Genomic DNA, 18,150 nt, shown 5'->3' with positions numbered 1-18,150 from the left:
ACGATGCTCAGTACGATGCAGGACGCCCCGCTCACCATCGCCACGATCATGCGGCACGCGACGGGCCAGAACTCCTGCCGAACCGTCACCACGGCGCTCGGCGGCGGGCAGTACCGCACCATGACGTATGGCGAAGTCGGCCGGCAATCCGGACGGCTGGCCAACGCGCTGCGGGGTCTCGGCATCACCGGGGACCAGCGGGTGGCCACGTTCATGTGGAACAACGCCGAACACACCGTGGCCTACCTGGCCATTCCGTCGATGGGTGCGGTGCTGCACACCCTCAACATCCGGTTGTCGCCCGAACAGATCGCGTACATCGCCAACGAGGCCGAGGACCAGATCGTCATCGCCGACCTCTCGCTGACTGCCCAGCTCGCCCCGGTACTACCGCAGATGAAGACGGTGCACACGGTAATCGCCATCGGCGCAGGGGATTTGGGGCCACTGGAGAACGCGGGCAAGACCGTGCTGCGGTACGACGAGCTGTTGGCCGCCCAATCCGAGGACTTGGACTGGCCGGAAATCGACGAGCGCTCCGCAGCCGCGATGTGTTACACCAGCGGCACCACCGGCAACCCGAAAGGCGTTGTCTACAGCCATCGTTCGAGCTTCCTGCATGCCATGGCAACGTGCACCAGCAACGCGCTGGACGTCGGCAGCGACGACGTGGCGCTCCCCATCGTGCCGATGTTCCACGCCAACGCCTGGGGACTGCCGTACGCCGCGCTGATGGCGGGCGCCGACCTGGTCATGCCGGACCGGTTCCTGGACGGCACTTCACTGATCAACCTCATCGAGACCTCTCGCCCGACGATCGCCTGCGCCGTGCCGACGATCTGGAACGACGTGATGAACTGTCTGGAAAAGAACCCGGGCCATGACATCTCGTCGCTACGGATCGTGGGCTGCGGGGGTTCGGCGGTGCCGCAGTCGATGATGCGCATCTTCCAGGAACGGTACGGCGTCCACATCCGCCAGGCCTGGGGGATGACCGAGACCTCGCCGCTGGCGACCACTGCCAAGCCGCTCCCGAACGTGTCCGAGGACGAGTATTGGAAGAGCCGGGCGACCGCCGGGCGGCCCATGTGTGGTGTCGAGATCCGGATCGTCGACGACGCCGGCGCCCCGCTGCCCCGCGACGGAGAAGCCGTGGGGGAGATCGAGATTCGCGGACCATGGATCACCGGCAGCTACTACCTGGGCTACGACGCGAGCAAGTTCGACAGCGGCTGGCTGCGCACGGGCGACGTCGGACGCATCGACGACTGCGGGTTCGTCACCCTCACCGACCGGGCCAAGGACGTCATCAAGTCCGGCGGTGAGTGGATATCGTCGGTCGAGTTGGAGAACCATCTGGTCGCGCACCCCGCGGTGCTGGAAGCCGCCGTGGTCGCGGTGCCCGACGACCGCTGGCAGGAGCGACCGCTGGTCGCCGTGGTGCTGCACGAGGGCGCTTCGGCCACACCTGACGAACTTCGAGAATTCTTGGCGGACAAGGTGGTTCGCTGGTGGCTGCCCGAGCGCTGGACGTTCATCGAGCAGGTGCCGCGCACCAGCGTCGGCAAGTATGACAAGAAGACCATCCGCGCCCGGTACGCCGACGGCGTCTACGACGTCGTCACGATCTAGTTCCCTCGCTCCCCCGCAAGCGGGAGGTACCCCAGCTCGCGGCTAGGCGCGCACTGCGAGGGTCGACATGAGGTCGGCGAGGCGGTCCGGGCGATCGAGCATCGAGAATGTCTTTGCGCCGTCGAGGATTTCGAGGCGGGCGTTGGGGATGATCATCGCCAGCTTCTCGCCGTCCTCGACTTCGAACAACTCGTCGTCGGCCGACCAGGCGATGAGCGTCGGCTTGTCGAACTCGTGCAGCCGCGCCGCGACTCCGGTGGTGACCTCGGTGCGCAGAGAGCTGGTGAACACGCGGAGATCCTCGGCGACAGCGGGTTTGGACTGCGTGTTGTGCACCCACTCCCGAGTCAGGGCGTCGAAGTCGGTATACGCGAGCCCGGCGTAGGCGCGCTTGCGCACCAACGGGATCCGGAACACCTGAGACCCCGCACGGAACAGCGCCTTCGACTGCGACGCGGCGATCAGTGGCTTGAGGATCGGTGGCGGAAAGTGTTCGAACGCATCGCAACTCGTCAGCACCATGGCGCCGATGCGCTCCGGGTGGTGGACCGCGACCAGTTGCGTGACCACACCGCCGGTGTCATTGCCGACGATGACGACGTCGTCGAGGTCGAGTGCGGCCATGGTGTCGGCGACGATGCGCGCGACGCCGTGGATGCTCCGGTCGGCGCCCGGGCGCAGCGGTTCGGGATGCGCGCCGAGCGGCCAGGTCGGGGCGATGCACCGCAGGCCGCGTTCGGCCAGTCGCGCGGCGACACCGCGCCACAGCTGCCCACCCATCATGTATCCGTGCACAAAGACGACGGGCCTGCCGTCCTTCGGTCCGAATTCCTCGAAATGGATGGTTCCGGCGTTAATCTCGATGATCGACATGGAGCACTCCTAGCTCGATACTCAGTTACAAACAGGCTGTCCGCAACTTACCAACAGGGTGTATGGAAAACAAGAGGCGTACTCAGGAGGAGCGCTCCGCGGCTACCCGCGAAGCGTTGATCGTCGCTGCGCGGCGACTGTGGGGCGAGCGTGGTTATGCCGAGGTGGGCACACCAGAGATCGCGACGACGGCGGGGGTGACCCGGGGCGCGATGTATCACCAATTCGCCGACAAGGCAGCGCTTTTCCTGGCGGTGGTGGAAGTGGTGGAAGAGGACGTCATGGCCCGGATGGGGGCGATCGTGGCGGCGTCGGGTGCGACGTCACCGGCCGATGCCATCCGCGCCGCGGTCGATGCCTGGCTGGAGGTCTCCGGCGACCCGGAGGTGCGTCAGCTGGTCCTGCTCGATGCCCCGAGCGTCCTTGGCTGGGCGGGCTTCCGCGACGTCGCCCAGCGCTACAGCCTGGGCATGACGGAACAGCTGCTCAGTGAGGCCATGAAGGCCGGCCAGCTGGCGCGTCAACCGGTGCGGGCGCTGGCGCACGTGCTGATTGGCGCCCTCGACGAGGCGGCCATGCTCATCGCCACCGCGGACGACCCGAAGAAGACGCGCCGCGAGACCCGTCAGGTGCTGCGGCGCCTCGTCGACGCCATGTTCACGCCCTGACCGCCGTTATCGCCGAAACGGCATTCCAGCAGGAAAAGTCCGAGTAAGGACCTGCTGGAATACCGTTTCGGCGGGGTGGTGACTACCGCTCGGCGCGCTGGTAGGCCGTCACGACGGCGGCGCCGCCGAGGCCGATGTTGTGCTGCAGGGCCGCGGTGACGCCGTCGACCTGGCGCTTGTCGGCGGTGCCGCGCAGCTGCCACGTCAGCTCGGAGCACTGGGCCAGGCCCGTCGCGCCGAGCGGGTGGCCCTTGGAGATCAGGCCGCCCGACGGGTTGACGACCCAGCGTCCGCCGTAGGTGGTGTCGTTGTCGTCGATCAGTCGCGGCGCCTCACCCTCGCCGCACAGCCCCAGGGCTTCGTACAGCAGGAGCTCGTTGGCCGAGAAGCAGTCGTGCAGCTCGATGACCTGGAAGTCCTCGGGACCGAGGCCGGACTGGTCGTAAACCTTCTGGGCGGCTTGGACATTCATGTCATAGCCGATGATGTTGGCGGCACTGCCGTCGAACGTCGAGGCGAAGTCGGTGGTCATGGCCTGGCCGACGATCTCGACGGCCTGCGAGGCCAGCCCGTGCTTGTCGACGAACGCCTCGCTGGCCACGATCGCCGCGCCCGAACCGTCGGAGGTGGGGGAGCACTGCAGCTTGGTCAGCGGATCGGAGATCATCTTGGCGCCCAGGATGTCGTCGAGCGTGTACTCGTCCTGGAACTGCGCGTACGGGTTGTTGACCGAATGCTTGTGGTTCTTGTAGCCGATCTTCGCGAAGTGCTCGGCGGTGGTGCCGTACTTTTTCATGTGCTCGCGGCCGGCCGCGCCGAACATCCACGGCGCGACGGGGAAGGCGAACTCGTCGATCTCGGCCAGGGCCTTGACGTGCCGGCCCAGCGGCGATTCGCGGTCCTGCGCGCCCGCCTGAAGCGAACCCGGCTGCATCTTCTCGAACCCCAGCGCGATGGTGCAGTCCGCGAGACCACCTCGGATCGCTTGTGCAGCAAGGTAAAGCGCCGTCGATCCCGTCGAACAGTTGTTGTTGACGTTGACGATCGGGATGCCCGTCATGCCCAGCTCGTACAGGGCGCGCTGGCCGGACGTCGAGTCGCCGGAGCAGTAGCCGACGTAGCCCTGCTCCACCTGGTCGTACGAGATGCCGGCATCGGCGAGGGCCTTGTTGCCGGACTCATTGGCCATCTGCGGGTAGTCCCAGCCCTCGCGGCTGCCGGGCTTCTCGAATTTGGTCATGCCGACGCCGACGACGAACACGCGATTCTTGGCCATGGGAGTCCTTTCGTTACTACCTGTAGTTCAGTCACGCGCGGCGCTTTTAGTCAAGACCCCAAAGGTCTGGTCTCCGGCGCCGAGGCGGTGGTATACAACCTAGAACGTGTTCTAGTTCTGGCGGTGCTCGGGAGGTTTCATGGCGTTGCGGGTCGTGCAGTGGGCAACCGGCGGCGTCGGCGTCGCTGCCATCAAAGGTGTGCTGGAACATCCGGACCTGGAACTCGTCGGGTGTTGGGTGCATTCGGAAGCCAAGAACGGCAAGGATGTTGGCGAGATCATCGGCGTCGAGCCGCTGGGCGTCACCGCGACCAACAGCATCGAAGACATCCTGGCGCTCGAGGCCGACGCCGTCATCTACGCCCCGCTGATGGCCAACCCCGACGAGGTCGCCGCACTGCTGCGGTCCGGCAAGAACGTGGTGACGCCGGTCGGCTGGGTATATCCGAGCGAGAAGCAGGGCGCGCCGATGCGGGAAGCCGCGCTGGCCGGTGGCGCCACGCTGCACGGCACCGGCATCGCGCCCGGCGGCATCAGTGAGAAGTTCCCGCTGCTGTTCTCGGTGATGTCCACCGGCGTGACTTTCGTTCGGGCCGAAGAGTTCTCGGACCTGCGGACCTACGAGGCGCCCGACGTGCTGCGGCACGTGATGGGGTTCGGTGAAACGCCGGACAAGGCACTCACCGGGCCGATGCAGAAGCTGCTCGACAGTGGCTTCATCCAAGCCGTCCGGATGTGCGTCGACGAGTTCGGGTTCAAGGCCGACCCGAAGATCGTTGCGCGCCAAGAGGTTGCGGTGGCTACCGCGCCGATCGACTCACCGTTGGGCCCCATCCAGCCCGGCCAGGTCGCCGCCCGCAAGTTTCACTGGGAGGCGGTCGTCGGCGACGAGGTCGTCGTGCGCGTCACCGTCAACTGGTTCATGGGTGAGGAAAACCTCGACCCGGCATGGGATTTCGGTCCCGAAGGACAACGCTACGAGATGGAGGTCAAGGGAAATCCGGACTTCACCGTGTCGATCAAGGGCTTTCAGGGACTGGTCGGAGAGGACGGCCCCGAACCCGGCGTCGTCGGCACCGCCGCCCACTGCGTCAACTCCGTGCCGGCGGTGTGTGCCGCGGAACCGGGTATCGCCACCTATCTGGACCTGCCGCTCTTCAGCGCGAAAGCGGCACCGCGACTGAGGTGATTACGCGCACGCTCGTCCGCCGCGAGCGTGCGCGAAATACACGCCGAATACGGCGTGTCGGCGTACAAACACGGCCGCTCGCGGGGAATGGGCTGGCGCTGGGGGTGCTGGTGATCAGGGCTGGACGAGAATCCGGATGGGGTTGCCCTCGGCCCGGTCGAGTTTCGCGATGCCTTCGGCGACGTCCTCGAGTGGGACGATCTCGCTGATCGACCGGGTGAGGTCCAGGCGGCCACGGGACACCAGCGTCGCCAGCGTGCCGATGTCGGCGTTCTGGTAGCCCAGGTGCCCGCGCACCTGCTTCTTGGTCAGGTTGAAGAACGACGTCGGGCCGATCGACGGGGCGTCGGCGCTCATCCCGACGCCGACAAATCGTCCGCCCACCGTCAGTGCCGCCAGCGCCTGGTCGAACGTCGACCCCTTGCCGACCGCGTCGAACGCGGCGTCGAGCATCCGGCCGCCGGTGGCGTTGCCGATCTGCGCCAACAACTCCGGGTCACGTGCGTCGAACGCGTAGTCCGCGCCGACCTCCAGCGCGCGCTCCAGCACTGCCGGGTTGACGTCGACGGCCACGATCGGCGCCGCCCCGACCAACCGGGCCAACTGCACGATGTGCGTGCCGAGCCCACCCACACCCCAGACGCCGACGGACTCGCCGATGCCCACCTGGCCCGTCCGGACGACGGCGCCGAACGGCGTCGACACCGCGTCGGCCAGGATCGCTGCCTGCTCGAGCGGCACGTTGCCGGGCACGCGCGTCAGCCCGAAGGCCTGCGCGACGGTGTACTCGGCCCAGCCACCGTCGTACGCGAACGCCATGAGCCGGATCCGCAGGCAGTTCGACATGTCGCCGCGGAGACAGTTCACGCAGTCCATGCACGGCTTGCCGGCAGCGACGACGACGCGGTCGCCCTCGGCCCAGCCGGTGACGCCCGGTCCCAGCTTGGCGATGGTGCCCGACGTCTCGTGTCCCTGCGTCAGCACCGGCAGCTGCGACGGGAACGTGCCGTTGATGAGGCTGAGGTCGGAGTGGCAGATGCCGCAGTAGGCGACCTTGACGAGGACCTCGCCCGGGCCTGGTTCCGGAATCGGAACATCTTCCACCACAACCTTTTTGGTGTCGGCATAGAACCGTTGGGCCCGCATCGTCGAGGTCATGGCACTCCAGTGGTCAGCATCGATGGTTACGATCGCCATCATGGCGCAGGCATTGGTGGTCGAGCAATCACGAACAGTTCCCGTCCCGGTGGCCGACGCGTTCAGCGGCACCGCCCCGATTCCCCTCAACGAGCTGTTCTGTCGCTGGTACGGACCGATCCCGCCGATCAAGGCTGTGCGCGACCAGACCGGCATCTGGGATGCGGTGGGGCAGACCCGCACCATCCTGCTGACCGGTGGCGGCAGCATGGCCGAGACCCTGACCTCGTACGACGAGCCGCATTCGTTCGGCTACACGCTGTCCGACATCAACGGACCGCTGGCGCCTCTGGTGGGCGGCGTGCAGGGGATGTGGCTATTTCAGGACGTCACCAGCGGGCCGAACCCGGCCACCAAGATCACCTGGCGGTGGACGCTGCACCCCCGCAGCTCGCTGACCGCTCCGCTGCTGCCGGTGTTCGGCAAGCTGTGGAAGGGCTACGCCGGCCGGTCACTGGAGCATCTTTCTGACCTCCTGGTGGGATGACGTTCCCACGGCGCACGCCGAATTCGGTTAGATGAACTAATGACCAAGCGCGCACTCGTTCTGGCTGGTGGCGGCATCGCCGGCATCGCATGGGAGACCGGCATCCTGCAGGGCATCGCCGATGAAGCCCCCGAGGTCGCGGCGGCGGTGCGGAATTCCGATGTGGTGTTGGGTACGTCAGCGGGCTCGGCGGTCGGTGCTCAGCTGGGTAGCGCACTGAGCATCGGCGAGCTGTTCGAGCGTCAGGTCGCCGCCGAATCGGCGGAGATCAGTCCGGGCATAAACATCGAGGCCATCCTGACGACGTTCATCGACGCGATGTCGTCGACCAACGGCAGCCGCGCAGAACAGTTGCAGCGCCTCGGGGCCGCCGCGGCAGCCACCGAGACCGTCAGCCCGGCGGTGCGCCGCAACGTCATCGAACGCCGGCTGCCGTCCCACGACTGGCCCGACCATGACCTGCGCATCACCGGCGTCGACATCGACACGGGTGAGCTGGTGGTGTTCACCCGCGAGTCGGGGGTGTCCCTCGTCGACGCTGTCGAGGCCAGCTGCGCGGTGCCGGCCGCCTGGCCGGTCGTGACCATCGGCGGTCGCCGGTACATGGACGGCGGCATGGGCAGCAGCGTCAACATGATCGCGGTGAAGGACTGTGACACCGCCGTCGTCCTGGTGCCGGCGCCATCGGACTCGCCGTCGCCGTTCGGGGCGGGCCCCGGCGCGGACGTCAAGAGCTTTGCGGGCCGTGCGTGCGGCGTCTTCGCCGACGACGAGTCCCTCGCCGCCTTCGGCGCCGACCCATTGGATCCGGCCTGTCGCATCCCGGCGGCGCAGGCCGGCCGCGCACAGGGCCGCCGGGTGGCGGCCGAGGTCGCCGCGTTCCTGTCCTAGTCGGGAAGATCGAGGGAATCGAGTGCGGCGCAAGCCAATTCGTGCCCGATCTCGATGACCTCGGAGGCCCGGTAGAACTCCAGGCTGCGGCACACCGTGCGCGGCACCTCGATCAACAGATCAGGCGGGTAGGCGGCCAGGGTGTGCCGCATCAGCGCGGCCTGCGAGATTTCGATGGTGCGGTTCATGACCTCGAAGCCGCCGAGCCGCGGCACGTTCGTGTCCTCTTCGGTCTCGACCTCGGATTCGGTGACGGCGTCGATGCCGTCGACCGCGTTGCTGAAGCGGCTCAGCACCGATCGTGCGGTGGGGCCGTCGAGCAGGGTGCTCGCCGCGGCCCGGTCGATCAGTGACGTCGTGCTGCGCCGCATGCGGTTCAGCAGCTCCGCGGTGGGTCGCGGGGATTCCGGGGTCGTGGGATTCGGATCGCTGGCGTTGAGGCTGACCGCGATGGTCAGGTCGGCGTTGACGGCGGCGAGCGGCGCCATGGGCAGCGGGTCGAGGATGCCGCCGTCGGCCAGGAGCCGGCCGTCCAGCAGATACGGCGCGATGACGCCCGGGATGGCGATGGAGGCCCGGATGGCCGCGTCGATGGGGCCGCGCTGCAACCAGACCGATTTTCCGGCGATCAGGTCGGTCGAGACGGCGGTGTAGGGAATCGGCAGGCTCTCGATGGTCCGCGGGCCGATGATCTCGCGGACGGTCGCCAGAATCTTCTCGGCGCGGAGCACGCCGGCGGCGGTCAAAGAGGGGTCGAGCAGGCGCAGCACCGCGCTCTGGGTGAGGGCGCTGGCCCAGGAGGAGAATTCGTCGAGTTTGTCGGCGGCCTGCAGCGCGCCGACGAGTGCGCCCATGGAGGAACCGGAGATGCCGACGACGTCGAATCCGCGCTCGCGGAGCGCGTCGATGACGCCGATATGTGCGTAACCCCGGGCGCCACCGCTGCCAAGGACCAGTGCGACCCGCATGGGCCTATTTTGGCGTGCGGATCAGACGGCGGCGATACGAGGCCGCGTCAGCAGCGGATGCGCGAGAAGAACGCCGCCGAGACGAGCCCGATGATGAGGGCGACCTGCGGCTGCCCGCTGCTCATGGCGAAGAGGATGCCGCTGACGGCGGCAACCGCGATGAGCAGCAGGAGGATGCCCATGAAGAGCACCCGGCGCCCGTTGACCGCGCCACCGTGGGCCCGAGCGACCGGTACGTGCTGAGGAGCAACCATCGTGCTCATCCCTTCGACAATGAGTGAGACACCCCATAGTGTGCACCATTGTGTGAGTCAAAGCACAATTACTGACCAGTAGTTGGGAAATACGTCGCATTCGTTAGCTGATCTCATTGCTTTTGCGACGTTTTGCCTGGTCGGCGGGCAAATTTGTTAGATGTGCTTGTGTTCTGGGGATGGCGTTTGCGTCCAATTTCGCGCACTCGATCGGCGGCGAATTTAATTCGTTGACCTAATCTAATTAATTTGCGGGTGGCGCCGTGCGAGCGTTTGGTGAGTCGACAAACCGACGGCGGCAACGCCCGCGTGCAGTCGAAGGCGGTCGCTCGCTCGGAACAAGATCCGGTCGGCCGAATACCTGGCTTCGATCAACAGGAGCGCGCCGCGTCCGTGATTGCAGTCAGGGACTTTTCCGGGGCCGCTGCGGTCCCTGAGTGCAAAAACCGCCGGTGGATCGCAGCGCCGATTGCACTCATGTACGTATCCCTGGGAATCGGGACTGGCGCTACGGAAGAATCCGCTGAGCGTCTGGACGCGGCCGGCCGGCGCCGGTCACGTCCGTCGGCGCGACCGTGGCGCGAGGCTGACCGGACGGCGGTCATCTGCGCCGGAATTCGCCGTGTGGTCAGGCCCGGTGACCTTGACGTCGCGCTCGTTCCACGCTCGCGGCGCGAAGCTGATGCGTCAGTTGACGCAGGGGAGCCCGTCGTTGGCGCGCACCGGCGGCCCGGATTCCGGGGTCGGCAACGTCGTGTCGTAGTTGGACGACTTGGCCGCGGCCAGGGAGACGCTGTCCAGGGTGTCGGGTACCTGGTAGCCCGGCCCCAATGTGACGTGGATGCGCCCGGCCGGTACGGACGGGTCGGCACGGACCGCGTCGATGCCGAGCAGTTCGGCCAGGTGCTTGGCCTCGGCATCGGTGCCGACGCCGAAGTCGACGGCCGTCGAGCTGAGCTCGCCGTCCTGCGAGCTTCTGGTCTGGCCCATGGAGTACTCGAGATCGCCCAGGATCTCCGACATCTGCCGGCCCAGGCCCGTGACGTCGGAACCGTTGATGACGTCGATGACGGCGGTCTTGGCGTTCTTGGACGTCGTACCCGTGCTGTCCGCGGCCTTGTCCAGTGTCGACGGCTCGGTCGACGTGGTGGGTGTGGACGTCGGGGCGCCTGCCGGCGGCTTGAGGCCGAAGGCCTTGGCGACCTCGACCTTGATGGCCATGGGGTCGACGATGTTGACGTCCTGGCCGTCGATGTTGTCGTAGCGCACGACGGGCAGCGTCCGGTACTGGACGTTGGCGCCGCCGGCGATCTCGCCCATGCGCTTGAACTGCTCCTGGCCCCAGCCGGCCGACAGCACGACGTCCTTCTGCGCGACCCCGATCAGCTGATTCAGCTTGCCGAGATCGCTGAACGATCCGTCCTTCTGCAGCTGGTGCATCACCGAGATCAGGAACGCCTGCTGGCGGTGGGTCCGGTCCAGGTCGCCGTTGTCCAGGCCGTGCCGCTGCCGCACGAACGCGACGACCTGCGAGGCGTCGAGCATCTGCCGGCCGGCGGGGAAATCGGCGCCCGAGTAGTCGTCGTACACGGGGTGGTTCAGGCAGATCTCGACGCCGCCGAGGCTCTCGGCGATGTCGTAGAAGCCGGCGAGGTTGACCTCGGCGAAGTAGTCGATGGGCGCACCGGTCAGGTTGCGGACCGCGGCCAGGGTCGCGGCGCGGCCGGCCTCGCGGCTCTTGCGCTCCAGCTCGGCCTGGTCGGTGACGCCCTTGTCCATGAGGTGCTGCATGGCGTTGGCCTTGGTCAGGCCGTACGCCTCTTTGATCTTGATGTGGTCGTATCCGGGGATGCCGGTGACCCGCACGTAGTCGTCACGCGGGATCGAGAACGCGACCACATGGTTGTCGGCGGAGATGTGCGCCAGGATCAGCGTGTTGGTGTTGTAGCCGCCGTTGTCCGAATCCCCGGCGTGCAGCTTGTCGAGCAGCGCCTGCGGCAGGTCGTTGCCCTGCTGGTCTTTGCGCGAATCCAGGCCGATCAACAGGATGTTCATCGCCCCGCCGGTGGACTTGGGCGCGTCGGCCCCGAGCGCATCGCTGACCGTGATGCCGTGCAGCGCCCCGCGCACCGTCCACCAGCCGAGGCCCGTCGTCGCCACCGCCACCACGGTGACCAGCGCGAGTGCGACGCGGCCGACGGTGTCCCAGCCCACGCGGGCGCTGAGCAGGCTTTGCAGCCGGCTCCGGCGGTGCCGGGCTGGAAGACGATGGCGGGCGGAATCGCTGCGCTGGAAATCGGAGGTGCTCAGCTGCGACCCCACGGCGTGCTGGTCATGTCGGTCATCTCGGCGGGCCTCGCGGGTACGTGAGGACCGCCGGTCGGATCCGGCGGTCGGAAGTTCGCTGTCACCGCGGCCCGCGTGTATGCGTCAGAGCGATCGGACGGCAGTGCGACCGATTTTAGGGCAACGCCGCAGACTCAGCGAATCCTCAGTGAACGCCGGTGATCAGCCGCATTCACCTTTGGAGGCGCTGGTCGCGGCCATGATCACGCCGGCCTGCTGGCCTGCTGTGAGCTCGGTCCAGGGAGTGTTGAAGTTACCGGGATCACGTGTTTCCGGCCGTTGCATGAGGTTCAGGTACGGCTCGACGAGCGTCGCCGGGTCGGCGTGCTGCGCGTCCATCCACATTTTCGCGGCGTGGCACGCCTGGCCGAATTCAGACTCGGTCGCCGCCGGCGGGGCGTCGACGGCGGTCGTCACACCGCCGGGGGAGACAGCCATGCCGCCGGGCGCCGGGTGTTCGTGCGACTGGGTGGGCAGCTCGGCGGGAGTTTGGGCGGGGGCCGCTTGTTTGTCCGGACCGCAGGCGGTGAGCACGGTCAGAGCGGTGGCGGTGAGCAGCGTTGCCCGGATGACGGTCTGCATGACAGCCAATCTATGCGGTACGGCATTCAGGATCACCCTGACGTTAACCATTCCCCGCCGGTCCGGGACTCGGCATCATCGGGGACATGGCAGTGCAGAACGTGCAGAACGCGACATGTTGTCGGGCTTGAGCCCGGCCTTGTGAGGGCGCCAAGCCCACCGTTCGTTCCTGCATTGGAGTTCCGTCATGTCCGTCCTGACAGATTTTTCTGTTTCTGGTCCTGCCCTCGTCGCCCCGACCCGGTTGCGGCTACCCGACCTGCTGAACGCCACCGATCGGTGCGCCGACGACGTTTTGAGCGGCCGCTACGAGCGACTGCTGCCGGCCGACGGCCTGCCCCACGACGAACGCTGGTTCCGCCGGTTGTACGGCGACGACGAACTCGACCTCTGGCTGATCAGCTGGGTCCCCGAGCGCAGCACCGAGCTGCACGACCATGGCGGCTCACTCGGTGCGTTGACCGTGGTGTCCGGCGCGTTGGAGGAAACCCGGTGGGACGGTCGCGGGCTGCGGCAGCGCACGCTCGAGGCGGGTGACCAAGCCGCGTTCCCGCTGGGCTGGGTCCACGACGTGGTGCGGGCCGGCGCTGACGTGGTGCCGCCGTCGCTTCCCACGCTGAGTGTGCACGCGTACTCGCCGCCGCTGACCGCCATGTCGTACTACGACGTCACCGAGAGCCAGAAGCTGCGTCGCGTCTACACCGAACTCACCGACAAGCCCGAGGGGGACTGATGACCGTGACGAGCGAAGCGACGGAAAGCAGGACCAGCCGGATCGACGCCATGCTGGACGCGGCCCGCGAGCGGCTGGTCCGGCTGTCGGCCGCCGAAATCCCCGCCGCGTTGGCCAGGGGCGCCGTGCTGGTGGACATCCGGCCGGCCGCGCAGCGCGCCATCGAGGGCGAGTTTCCCGGTGCGCTCGTAGTGGAACGCAACGTCCTGGAATGGCGCTGCGACCCGACCAGCGACGCCCGCCTGCCGCAGGCCACCGGCGACGACGTCGAGTGGGTGGTGCTGTGCTCGCAGGGCTACACCTCGAGCCTGGCCGCCGCGGCGCTGCAGGACCTGGGGCTGTACCGGGCCACCGATGTCATCGGCGGGTACCGGGCGCTGGTGGACGAAGGCCTGCTGGGCGGGACGGCCGCGTCGGTGCTGTTACGTGCCGGCGCTTGGGTGTAGCAGCGGCCGCAACCGTTCCGTCTTCTCCTGGGTCCACTCCGGCGGCTGCAGCACGTCGGCCCACGCGTTCGCGACGTCCTTGATGTAGACGTGGCCGTGCCCGTCGGGCACGTCGACCGCGACGGCCATGTCGGCCGACACCTGCAGGAACGTCACGACGGGAATCCATTCCATCCGTGGGGAGACGTCGCGGCCGCGTGGCTCTTCCAGCCAGTCCGGCCGGGCGAACAGCAGGTCGGGGTTCCACCAGGCGATCGGGTCGGACGCGTGCTGCAGGTACACCACTCGCGGGTGGCCCCAGGTGGCGTTGGCCGGACGGTTCAAATCCTCAGGGCGCGAACCGAATCGGGCGTTGAGCCCGTCGTCGTAGATCGGCAGTTTCTCCGGTGAGCCGGCGTCGCGGTAGCGGGTCAGCTCGGTCCAGATGGGATTGTTGAACGTCGGCCCGGAGAACAGCGCACCGTTGGTGCGGGCCACCAGGTTGTTGAGCGACTGGAACGGGGCCTCGCCGCCGAACGAGCCGAGGCTCTCGCCGAACACCACAAGCTTGGGGCGCTTGCCCTCGGGCATCTGTCGCACGAGCGCGTCGACCTCTTCGAAGAGGTCCTGGCCGGCTTCCTGCGCGTTGGCCTTGTCCACGAGGAACGAAATCCAGCTGGGCAGGAACGAATACTGCATCGACACGATCGCCGTGTTGCCGTTGTACATGTACTCGAGCGACGCGGCTTCGGCCTCGTTGATCCAGCCGGTGCCGGTCGTGGTGGCGACGGCGACGACGGCGCGTTCGAGCCCGCCGGTGCGCTTGAGTTCCTGCGCGGCCAGCTTGGCCGTCGCCCGGATACCGTCCGCGGAGTGCAGGCCAGCGTAGGCGCGAATCGGTTCGATTGCCTTGCGGCCGTTGAACTTCGCGAGCTCGTCGACGCTCGGTCCGTTGCCGACGAAGATGCGGCCCTGCCGGCCCAGCGACGACCAGCTGGCCAGTGAGCCGGGCCCGCCCGAACGCAACGGTGAGGTGGGCGGTGGGTTGTCCGGATCGTCCTCGTCGTTGGCCGAGGCGAAGGTGTTGTTGATCCACGACATCGCGTAATTGCCGACCACACCGTTGAACACTTCGACGAACACGGCGATCACCAGGAGCACCGCGACCACCCCGGACACCCGCGGCGGTGCCACGCGCTCCAGCTGACGCATCAGGAAACGCACCAATTTGCGGATCAGCTGGCCGATTTCGACGAAGCCGAACAGGAAGACGATCGAATACACCGCCGTCAGCGGGTGGTCCCAGAACTTCATCCGGGGCACGCCCATCATGTCCCGGACCTCGTCCTGCCAGACGTGGAACCAGATGACCGCCAGCACCTGGCCGATGACGCCGAGCCCGATCAGGACCAGCCACGCCCAGCGGGGCGCCTTGGGGCTGCTGTCCTTCGAGCGCATGTATCGCACCAGGAAGACGCTGAGCACCCCGAGGCCGTAACCGCACGCACCGGCGGCGCCGCTGACGATGCCCTGGAAGAGCGGTCCGCGCGGCAACAGCGACGGCGTCATCGAGAGCCAGATGAACGTGAGGCCGACCGCGGTGCCGAAGAACGTGTAGCGGCGAACCCACCAATCCGAGGCCGGCTCTTCCAGTTTCGCGACGAGCGACTCCTCGTCCGACGGCTCGGCTACCGCGACAGCGGCGCCGTCATCGTCGGCAGGATCGGTCAGTTGTGCGGTGTCGGCCACCGATCGACTTTACCGATGCGTGAAGTTCGGCGCGCGCTTCTCGGTGAACGCCGCCATGCCCTCGGTCTGGTCGTCGGTGGCGAACGCCGAGTGGAACAGCCGGCGCTCGTACAGCAGGCCTTCGGCCAGCGTGCTCTCGAAAGCTCGGTTGACGGCTTCCTTGGCCATCCGCGATGCCGAAAGCGACATGCCGGCAATGGTTTTGGCGACGGCGTTGGCCTCTTCGAGCAGCTTGTCGGCCGGGACCACGCGCGACACCAGGCCGCAGCGTTCGGCTTCCTCGGCGTCCATGTTGCGGCCGGTGAGGATCAGGTCCATCGCCTTGGCCTTGCCCACGGCGCGCGTCAGGCGCTGGCTGCCACCCATGCCGGGGAGCACGCCCAGCTTGATCTCGGGCTGGCCGAATTTGGCGGTGTCGGCGGCGATCAGCAGGTCGCACATCATGGCCAGCTCACAACCGCCACCGAGCGCGTAGCCGGCGACGGCGGCGATGGTGGGGGTGCGGGTCGCGGCGAACTTGTTCCACAGCGCGAAGAAGTCCTGCGAGAACACGTCGGCGAACGTCAGGCTCGCCATCTCCTTGATGTCGGCGCCCGCGGCGAAGGCCTTCTCGCTGCCGGTGATGATGATGGCGCCGATGCCCGGGTCGGCGTCGAGTTCGGCTGCGGCCGTGGTGACTTCGGCCATCACCTGGCTGTTGAGGGCGTTGAGCGCCTTGGGCCGGTTCAGGGTGATGGTGGCGACGCGGTCGTCGCGGGTGACCAGGATGGTTTCGAAAGTCTCAGATGTCACTGTGGAATCCTAAAACTAGAAGGTGAGGTCGGGGTCGGCGGAGACGAAGTAGGCGTCGACATCGGCGGCGGTGACGTCCGCCAGGCTGGCCGGCGACCACTGCGGGTTGCGGTCCTTGTCGACGAGCTGGGCGCGGATGCCCTCCACGAAATCGTGAGACTTGTGCGACGCCATCGACACTCGAAATTCCTGAACCAGGGCATCCTCGAGGCTCGGCAGCTTCGCGGCGCGGCGCACGGCCTCCAGCGTGACCGTCAGCGCGACGGGGGACCGGGTGGCGATCAGGTCGGCCGCGGTGTTGGCCTCGGCGGCGGCGTGGCCGCGCAGGTTCGCCAGGATCTCGGCGACGGTGTCGGCGGCGTAGCACTCGTCGATCCAATGTTGTTGCGCCAGAAGCGCACTGGCAGGTGGCTCGACGGCGTACTTCTTGGGCGCCGCGTCGGGCCCATCGCTGATCACCAGGTCACGGAACGCCGGGAGGTCGGCCTGTGGGACGAAGTGGTCGGCGAAACCTAGGGCGATGGCGTCGGCGCCGGAGAACGGGGCGCCGGTGAGTGCGGCGTGCAGGCCGATCAGGCCCGGGGCGCGGGACAGCAGGTAGGTGCCGCCGACGTCGGGGATGAAGCCGATGCCGACCTCGGGCATGCCCAGCTTGGTCTTCTCCGTGACGACGCGGATGTTGCCGTGGGCGCCGACGCCGACGCCGCCGCCCATCACGATGCCGTCCATCAAGGAGACGTACGGCTTGGGGTAGCGGCCGATGTGCGCGTTGAGTACGTATTCGTCGTGCCAGAACGTCCTGGCGTTGTCGTCCTGCGCCTTGGCGGAGTGATACAGCGCGACGACGTCGCCGCCCGCGCACAGGCCACGCTCGCCGGCGCCGGTCAGCAGGACCGCGCGCACGCTGTCGTCGTGCTCCCACGCGGTGAGCGCCTCGGCCAGGCCCGTGACCATCGCTTGGTTCAGCGAGTTGATGGCCTTCGGACGGTTCAGCGTGACGACGCCGACGCCGTTTTCGACATTTACTAGGATATCCTCGTTTTCCGCCACGGTAAGCAATGTAGATCGTCGCGCAGCGCGTGCGCCGACCAGGTACCGTTTCACAGTAAGTTCCCAGTTTCTCCGTCTCGCCGGGAACCAACACCCGAAGTCGTACGTTGTGTGGGTGTTCGTCAGCAGACGGACCACAGCTTCAGGAGAGGAACCCGACGGTGCGCGAGAGCAGCAACCCGATATTTCGTTCCCTGCCCAAGTCGCAGGGCGGATACGCGCAATTCGGTAGTGGCGCCGCCGCATATGGTGCCCAGCAGACCATGGCTCAGCCATACACCCAGTACCCGCAGCAGCAGGCCGGCTTCTCGCGCCCGCTGACCATCGACGACGTCGTCACCAAGACCGGCATCACGCTGGCGGTGCTGACCGTCAGTGCGGTCGTTTCGTACTTCCTGATCATGTCGAACCTGGCGCTGGCCGGGCCCATCGCCATGATCGGCGCCATCGGCGGCCTGGTGATGGTCCTCATCGCCACGTTCGGCCGTAAGCAGGACAACCCGGGCATCGTCCTGACCTACGCGGTGCTCGAGGGCATGTTCCTCGGCGCCTTCTCGTTCGTCATGGCCAACTTCGCGGTGCAGGGCATCAGTGCAGGCGCCCTCATCAGCCAGGCGGTCCTCGGCACGTTCGGTGTGTTCTTCGGCATGCTCGTCGTCTACAAGACCGGCGCCATCCGCGTCACCCCGAAGTTCACCCGCATGATCGTCGCCGGCATGTTCGGCGTCCTCGCCCTGATGCTCGGCAACTTCATCATCGGCCTGTTCAACGGCGGCGCCGGCATGGGCCTGCGCAGCGGCGGCACCATCGCGATCATCTTCTCGCTGGTCTGCATCGCGCTGGCGGCGTTCAGCTTCCTGATCGACTTCGACGCTGCCGACCAGATGATCCGCGCCGGTGCGCCGGCGAAGGCGGCGTGGGGCGTCGCGCTCGGCCTGACCGTCACCCTGGTCTGGCTGTACGTGGAAATCCTGCGACTGCTGAGTTATTTCAACAACGACTAGCTCCGTTGACAGAGAAGGGGCGTCCGCTTCGGCG

The 18,150-nt window shown here is 67.2% G+C and carries 18 protein-coding genes; 8 read left to right on the top strand and 10 right to left on the bottom strand.

The window, feature by feature from the left end:
• The first annotated feature begins 3 nt into the window (after positions 1-3).
• Complete coding sequence (locus G6N46_RS13265) at positions 4-1,632, top strand: fatty acid--CoA ligase (protein WP_163692745.1); 1,629 nt, start codon at positions 4-6, stop codon at positions 1,630-1,632.
• Positions 1,633-1,674: 42 nt separating this feature from the next.
• Here the strand turns inward: G6N46_RS13265 and G6N46_RS13260 are convergent, their stop codons facing one another.
• Positions 1,675-2,505, bottom strand: coding sequence for an alpha/beta fold hydrolase (locus tag G6N46_RS13260; RefSeq protein ID WP_138248140.1), 831 nt, complete (start codon positions 2,503-2,505; stop codon positions 1,675-1,677).
• Between the two features lie 62 nt (positions 2,506-2,567).
• Here G6N46_RS13260 and G6N46_RS13255 point away from each other — a divergent pair, with 62 nt between their 5' ends.
• Positions 2,568-3,173, top strand: a complete 606-nt coding sequence (locus G6N46_RS13255) for a TetR/AcrR family transcriptional regulator (RefSeq protein WP_138248141.1) — start codon at positions 2,568-2,570, stop codon at positions 3,171-3,173.
• 82 nt (positions 3,174-3,255) lie between these two features.
• Here G6N46_RS13255 and G6N46_RS13250 read toward each other — a convergent pair whose 3' ends face one another.
• Positions 3,256-4,449 (bottom strand): lipid-transfer protein, encoded by a 1,194-nt coding sequence (locus G6N46_RS13250; RefSeq protein ID WP_138248142.1) that lies wholly within the window; start codon positions 4,447-4,449, stop codon positions 3,256-3,258.
• Between the two features lie 139 nt (positions 4,450-4,588).
• On the opposite strand from G6N46_RS13250, the gene G6N46_RS13245 reads away from it, so the two are divergent.
• Positions 4,589-5,638 carry an NAD(P)H-dependent amine dehydrogenase family protein gene (locus G6N46_RS13245; RefSeq protein ID WP_138248143.1) on the top strand — a complete coding sequence of 350 codons (1,050 nt, stop codon included), beginning with the start codon at positions 4,589-4,591 and terminating at the stop codon, positions 5,636-5,638.
• A 114-nt stretch (positions 5,639-5,752) separates the two neighbouring features.
• Here the strand turns inward: G6N46_RS13245 and G6N46_RS13240 are convergent, their stop codons facing one another.
• Positions 5,753-6,796, bottom strand: a complete 1,044-nt coding sequence (locus G6N46_RS13240; RefSeq protein WP_138248173.1) for a zinc-binding dehydrogenase — start codon at positions 6,794-6,796, stop codon at positions 5,753-5,755.
• 40 nt (positions 6,797-6,836) lie between these two features.
• Here G6N46_RS13240 and G6N46_RS13235 point away from each other — a divergent pair, with 40 nt between their 5' ends.
• Positions 6,837-7,322 (top strand): SRPBCC family protein, encoded by a 486-nt coding sequence (locus G6N46_RS13235; protein WP_138248144.1) that lies wholly within the window; start codon positions 6,837-6,839, stop codon positions 7,320-7,322.
• A gap of 39 nt (positions 7,323-7,361) precedes the next feature.
• Positions 7,362-8,213, top strand: a complete 852-nt coding sequence (locus G6N46_RS13230) for a patatin-like phospholipase family protein (RefSeq protein WP_138248145.1) — start codon at positions 7,362-7,364, stop codon at positions 8,211-8,213.
• On the opposite strand, the gene G6N46_RS13225 is transcribed toward G6N46_RS13230, so the two are convergent.
• The 4 genes from G6N46_RS13225 to lpqV form a co-directional block, all read right to left on the bottom strand.
• Positions 8,210-9,181 carry a patatin-like phospholipase family protein gene (locus tag G6N46_RS13225; protein ID WP_138248146.1) on the bottom strand — a complete coding sequence of 324 codons (972 nt, stop codon included), beginning with the start codon at positions 9,179-9,181 and terminating at the stop codon, positions 8,210-8,212. The genes G6N46_RS13230 and G6N46_RS13225 overlap by 4 nt on opposite strands.
• Positions 9,182-9,228: 47 nt before the next feature.
• Entirely contained in the window at positions 9,229-9,444 is a 216-nt protein-coding gene (locus G6N46_RS13220; protein WP_138248147.1) for a hypothetical protein, read from the bottom strand.
• A 678-nt stretch (positions 9,445-10,122) separates the two neighbouring features.
• Positions 10,123-11,757 (bottom strand): LCP family protein, encoded by a 1,635-nt coding sequence (locus tag G6N46_RS13215; protein WP_407665103.1) that lies wholly within the window; start codon positions 11,755-11,757, stop codon positions 10,123-10,125.
• 186 nt (positions 11,758-11,943) lie between these two features.
• Positions 11,944-12,363: a lipoprotein LpqV gene (gene lpqV, locus G6N46_RS13210; RefSeq protein WP_138248148.1), complete on the bottom strand. Its 420-nt coding sequence runs from the start codon at positions 12,361-12,363 to the stop codon at positions 11,944-11,946.
• Between the two features lie 187 nt (positions 12,364-12,550).
• Here lpqV and G6N46_RS13205 point away from each other — a divergent pair, with 187 nt between their 5' ends.
• The gene (locus tag G6N46_RS13205; RefSeq protein ID WP_138248149.1) at positions 12,551-13,096 is read left to right on the top strand and encodes a cysteine dioxygenase; all 546 of its coding nucleotides are present in this window, start codon (positions 12,551-12,553) and stop codon (positions 13,094-13,096) included.
• Positions 13,096-13,542, top strand: coding sequence for a rhodanese-like domain-containing protein (locus tag G6N46_RS13200; RefSeq protein ID WP_138248150.1), 447 nt, complete (start codon positions 13,096-13,098; stop codon positions 13,540-13,542). The genes G6N46_RS13205 and G6N46_RS13200 overlap by 1 nt, the downstream gene beginning before the upstream one ends.
• On the opposite strand, the gene G6N46_RS13195 is transcribed toward G6N46_RS13200, so the two are convergent.
• The 3 genes from G6N46_RS13195 to G6N46_RS13185 all read right to left on the bottom strand — a co-directional run bounded on the left by G6N46_RS13195 (position 13,519) and on the right by G6N46_RS13185 (position 17,112).
• Entirely contained in the window at positions 13,519-15,174 is a 1,656-nt protein-coding gene (locus G6N46_RS13195; RefSeq protein WP_234880559.1) for an alpha/beta hydrolase, read from the bottom strand. The genes G6N46_RS13200 and G6N46_RS13195 overlap by 24 nt on opposite strands.
• A gap of 105 nt (positions 15,175-15,279) precedes the next feature.
• Entirely contained in the window at positions 15,280-16,062 is a 783-nt protein-coding gene (locus G6N46_RS13190; protein WP_053854339.1) for an enoyl-CoA hydratase, read from the bottom strand.
• A 15-nt stretch (positions 16,063-16,077) separates the two neighbouring features.
• Complete coding sequence (locus G6N46_RS13185) at positions 16,078-17,112, bottom strand: enoyl-CoA hydratase/isomerase family protein (RefSeq protein WP_138248152.1); 1,035 nt, start codon at positions 17,110-17,112, stop codon at positions 16,078-16,080.
• Positions 17,113-17,273: 161 nt separating this feature from the next.
• On the opposite strand from G6N46_RS13185, the gene G6N46_RS13180 reads away from it, so the two are divergent.
• Complete coding sequence (locus tag G6N46_RS13180; RefSeq protein WP_064860641.1) at positions 17,274-18,116, top strand: Bax inhibitor-1/YccA family protein; 843 nt, start codon at positions 17,274-17,276, stop codon at positions 18,114-18,116.
• Positions 18,117-18,150 lie beyond the last annotated feature (34 nt).

Origin of the sequence: Mycolicibacterium phocaicum, from assembly GCF_010731115.1 — a bacterium.
GTDB classification, from domain to species: domain Bacteria; phylum Actinomycetota; class Actinomycetes; order Mycobacteriales; family Mycobacteriaceae; genus Mycobacterium; species Mycobacterium phocaicum.
This window is presented reverse-complemented; position numbering and strand designations above follow the sequence as displayed.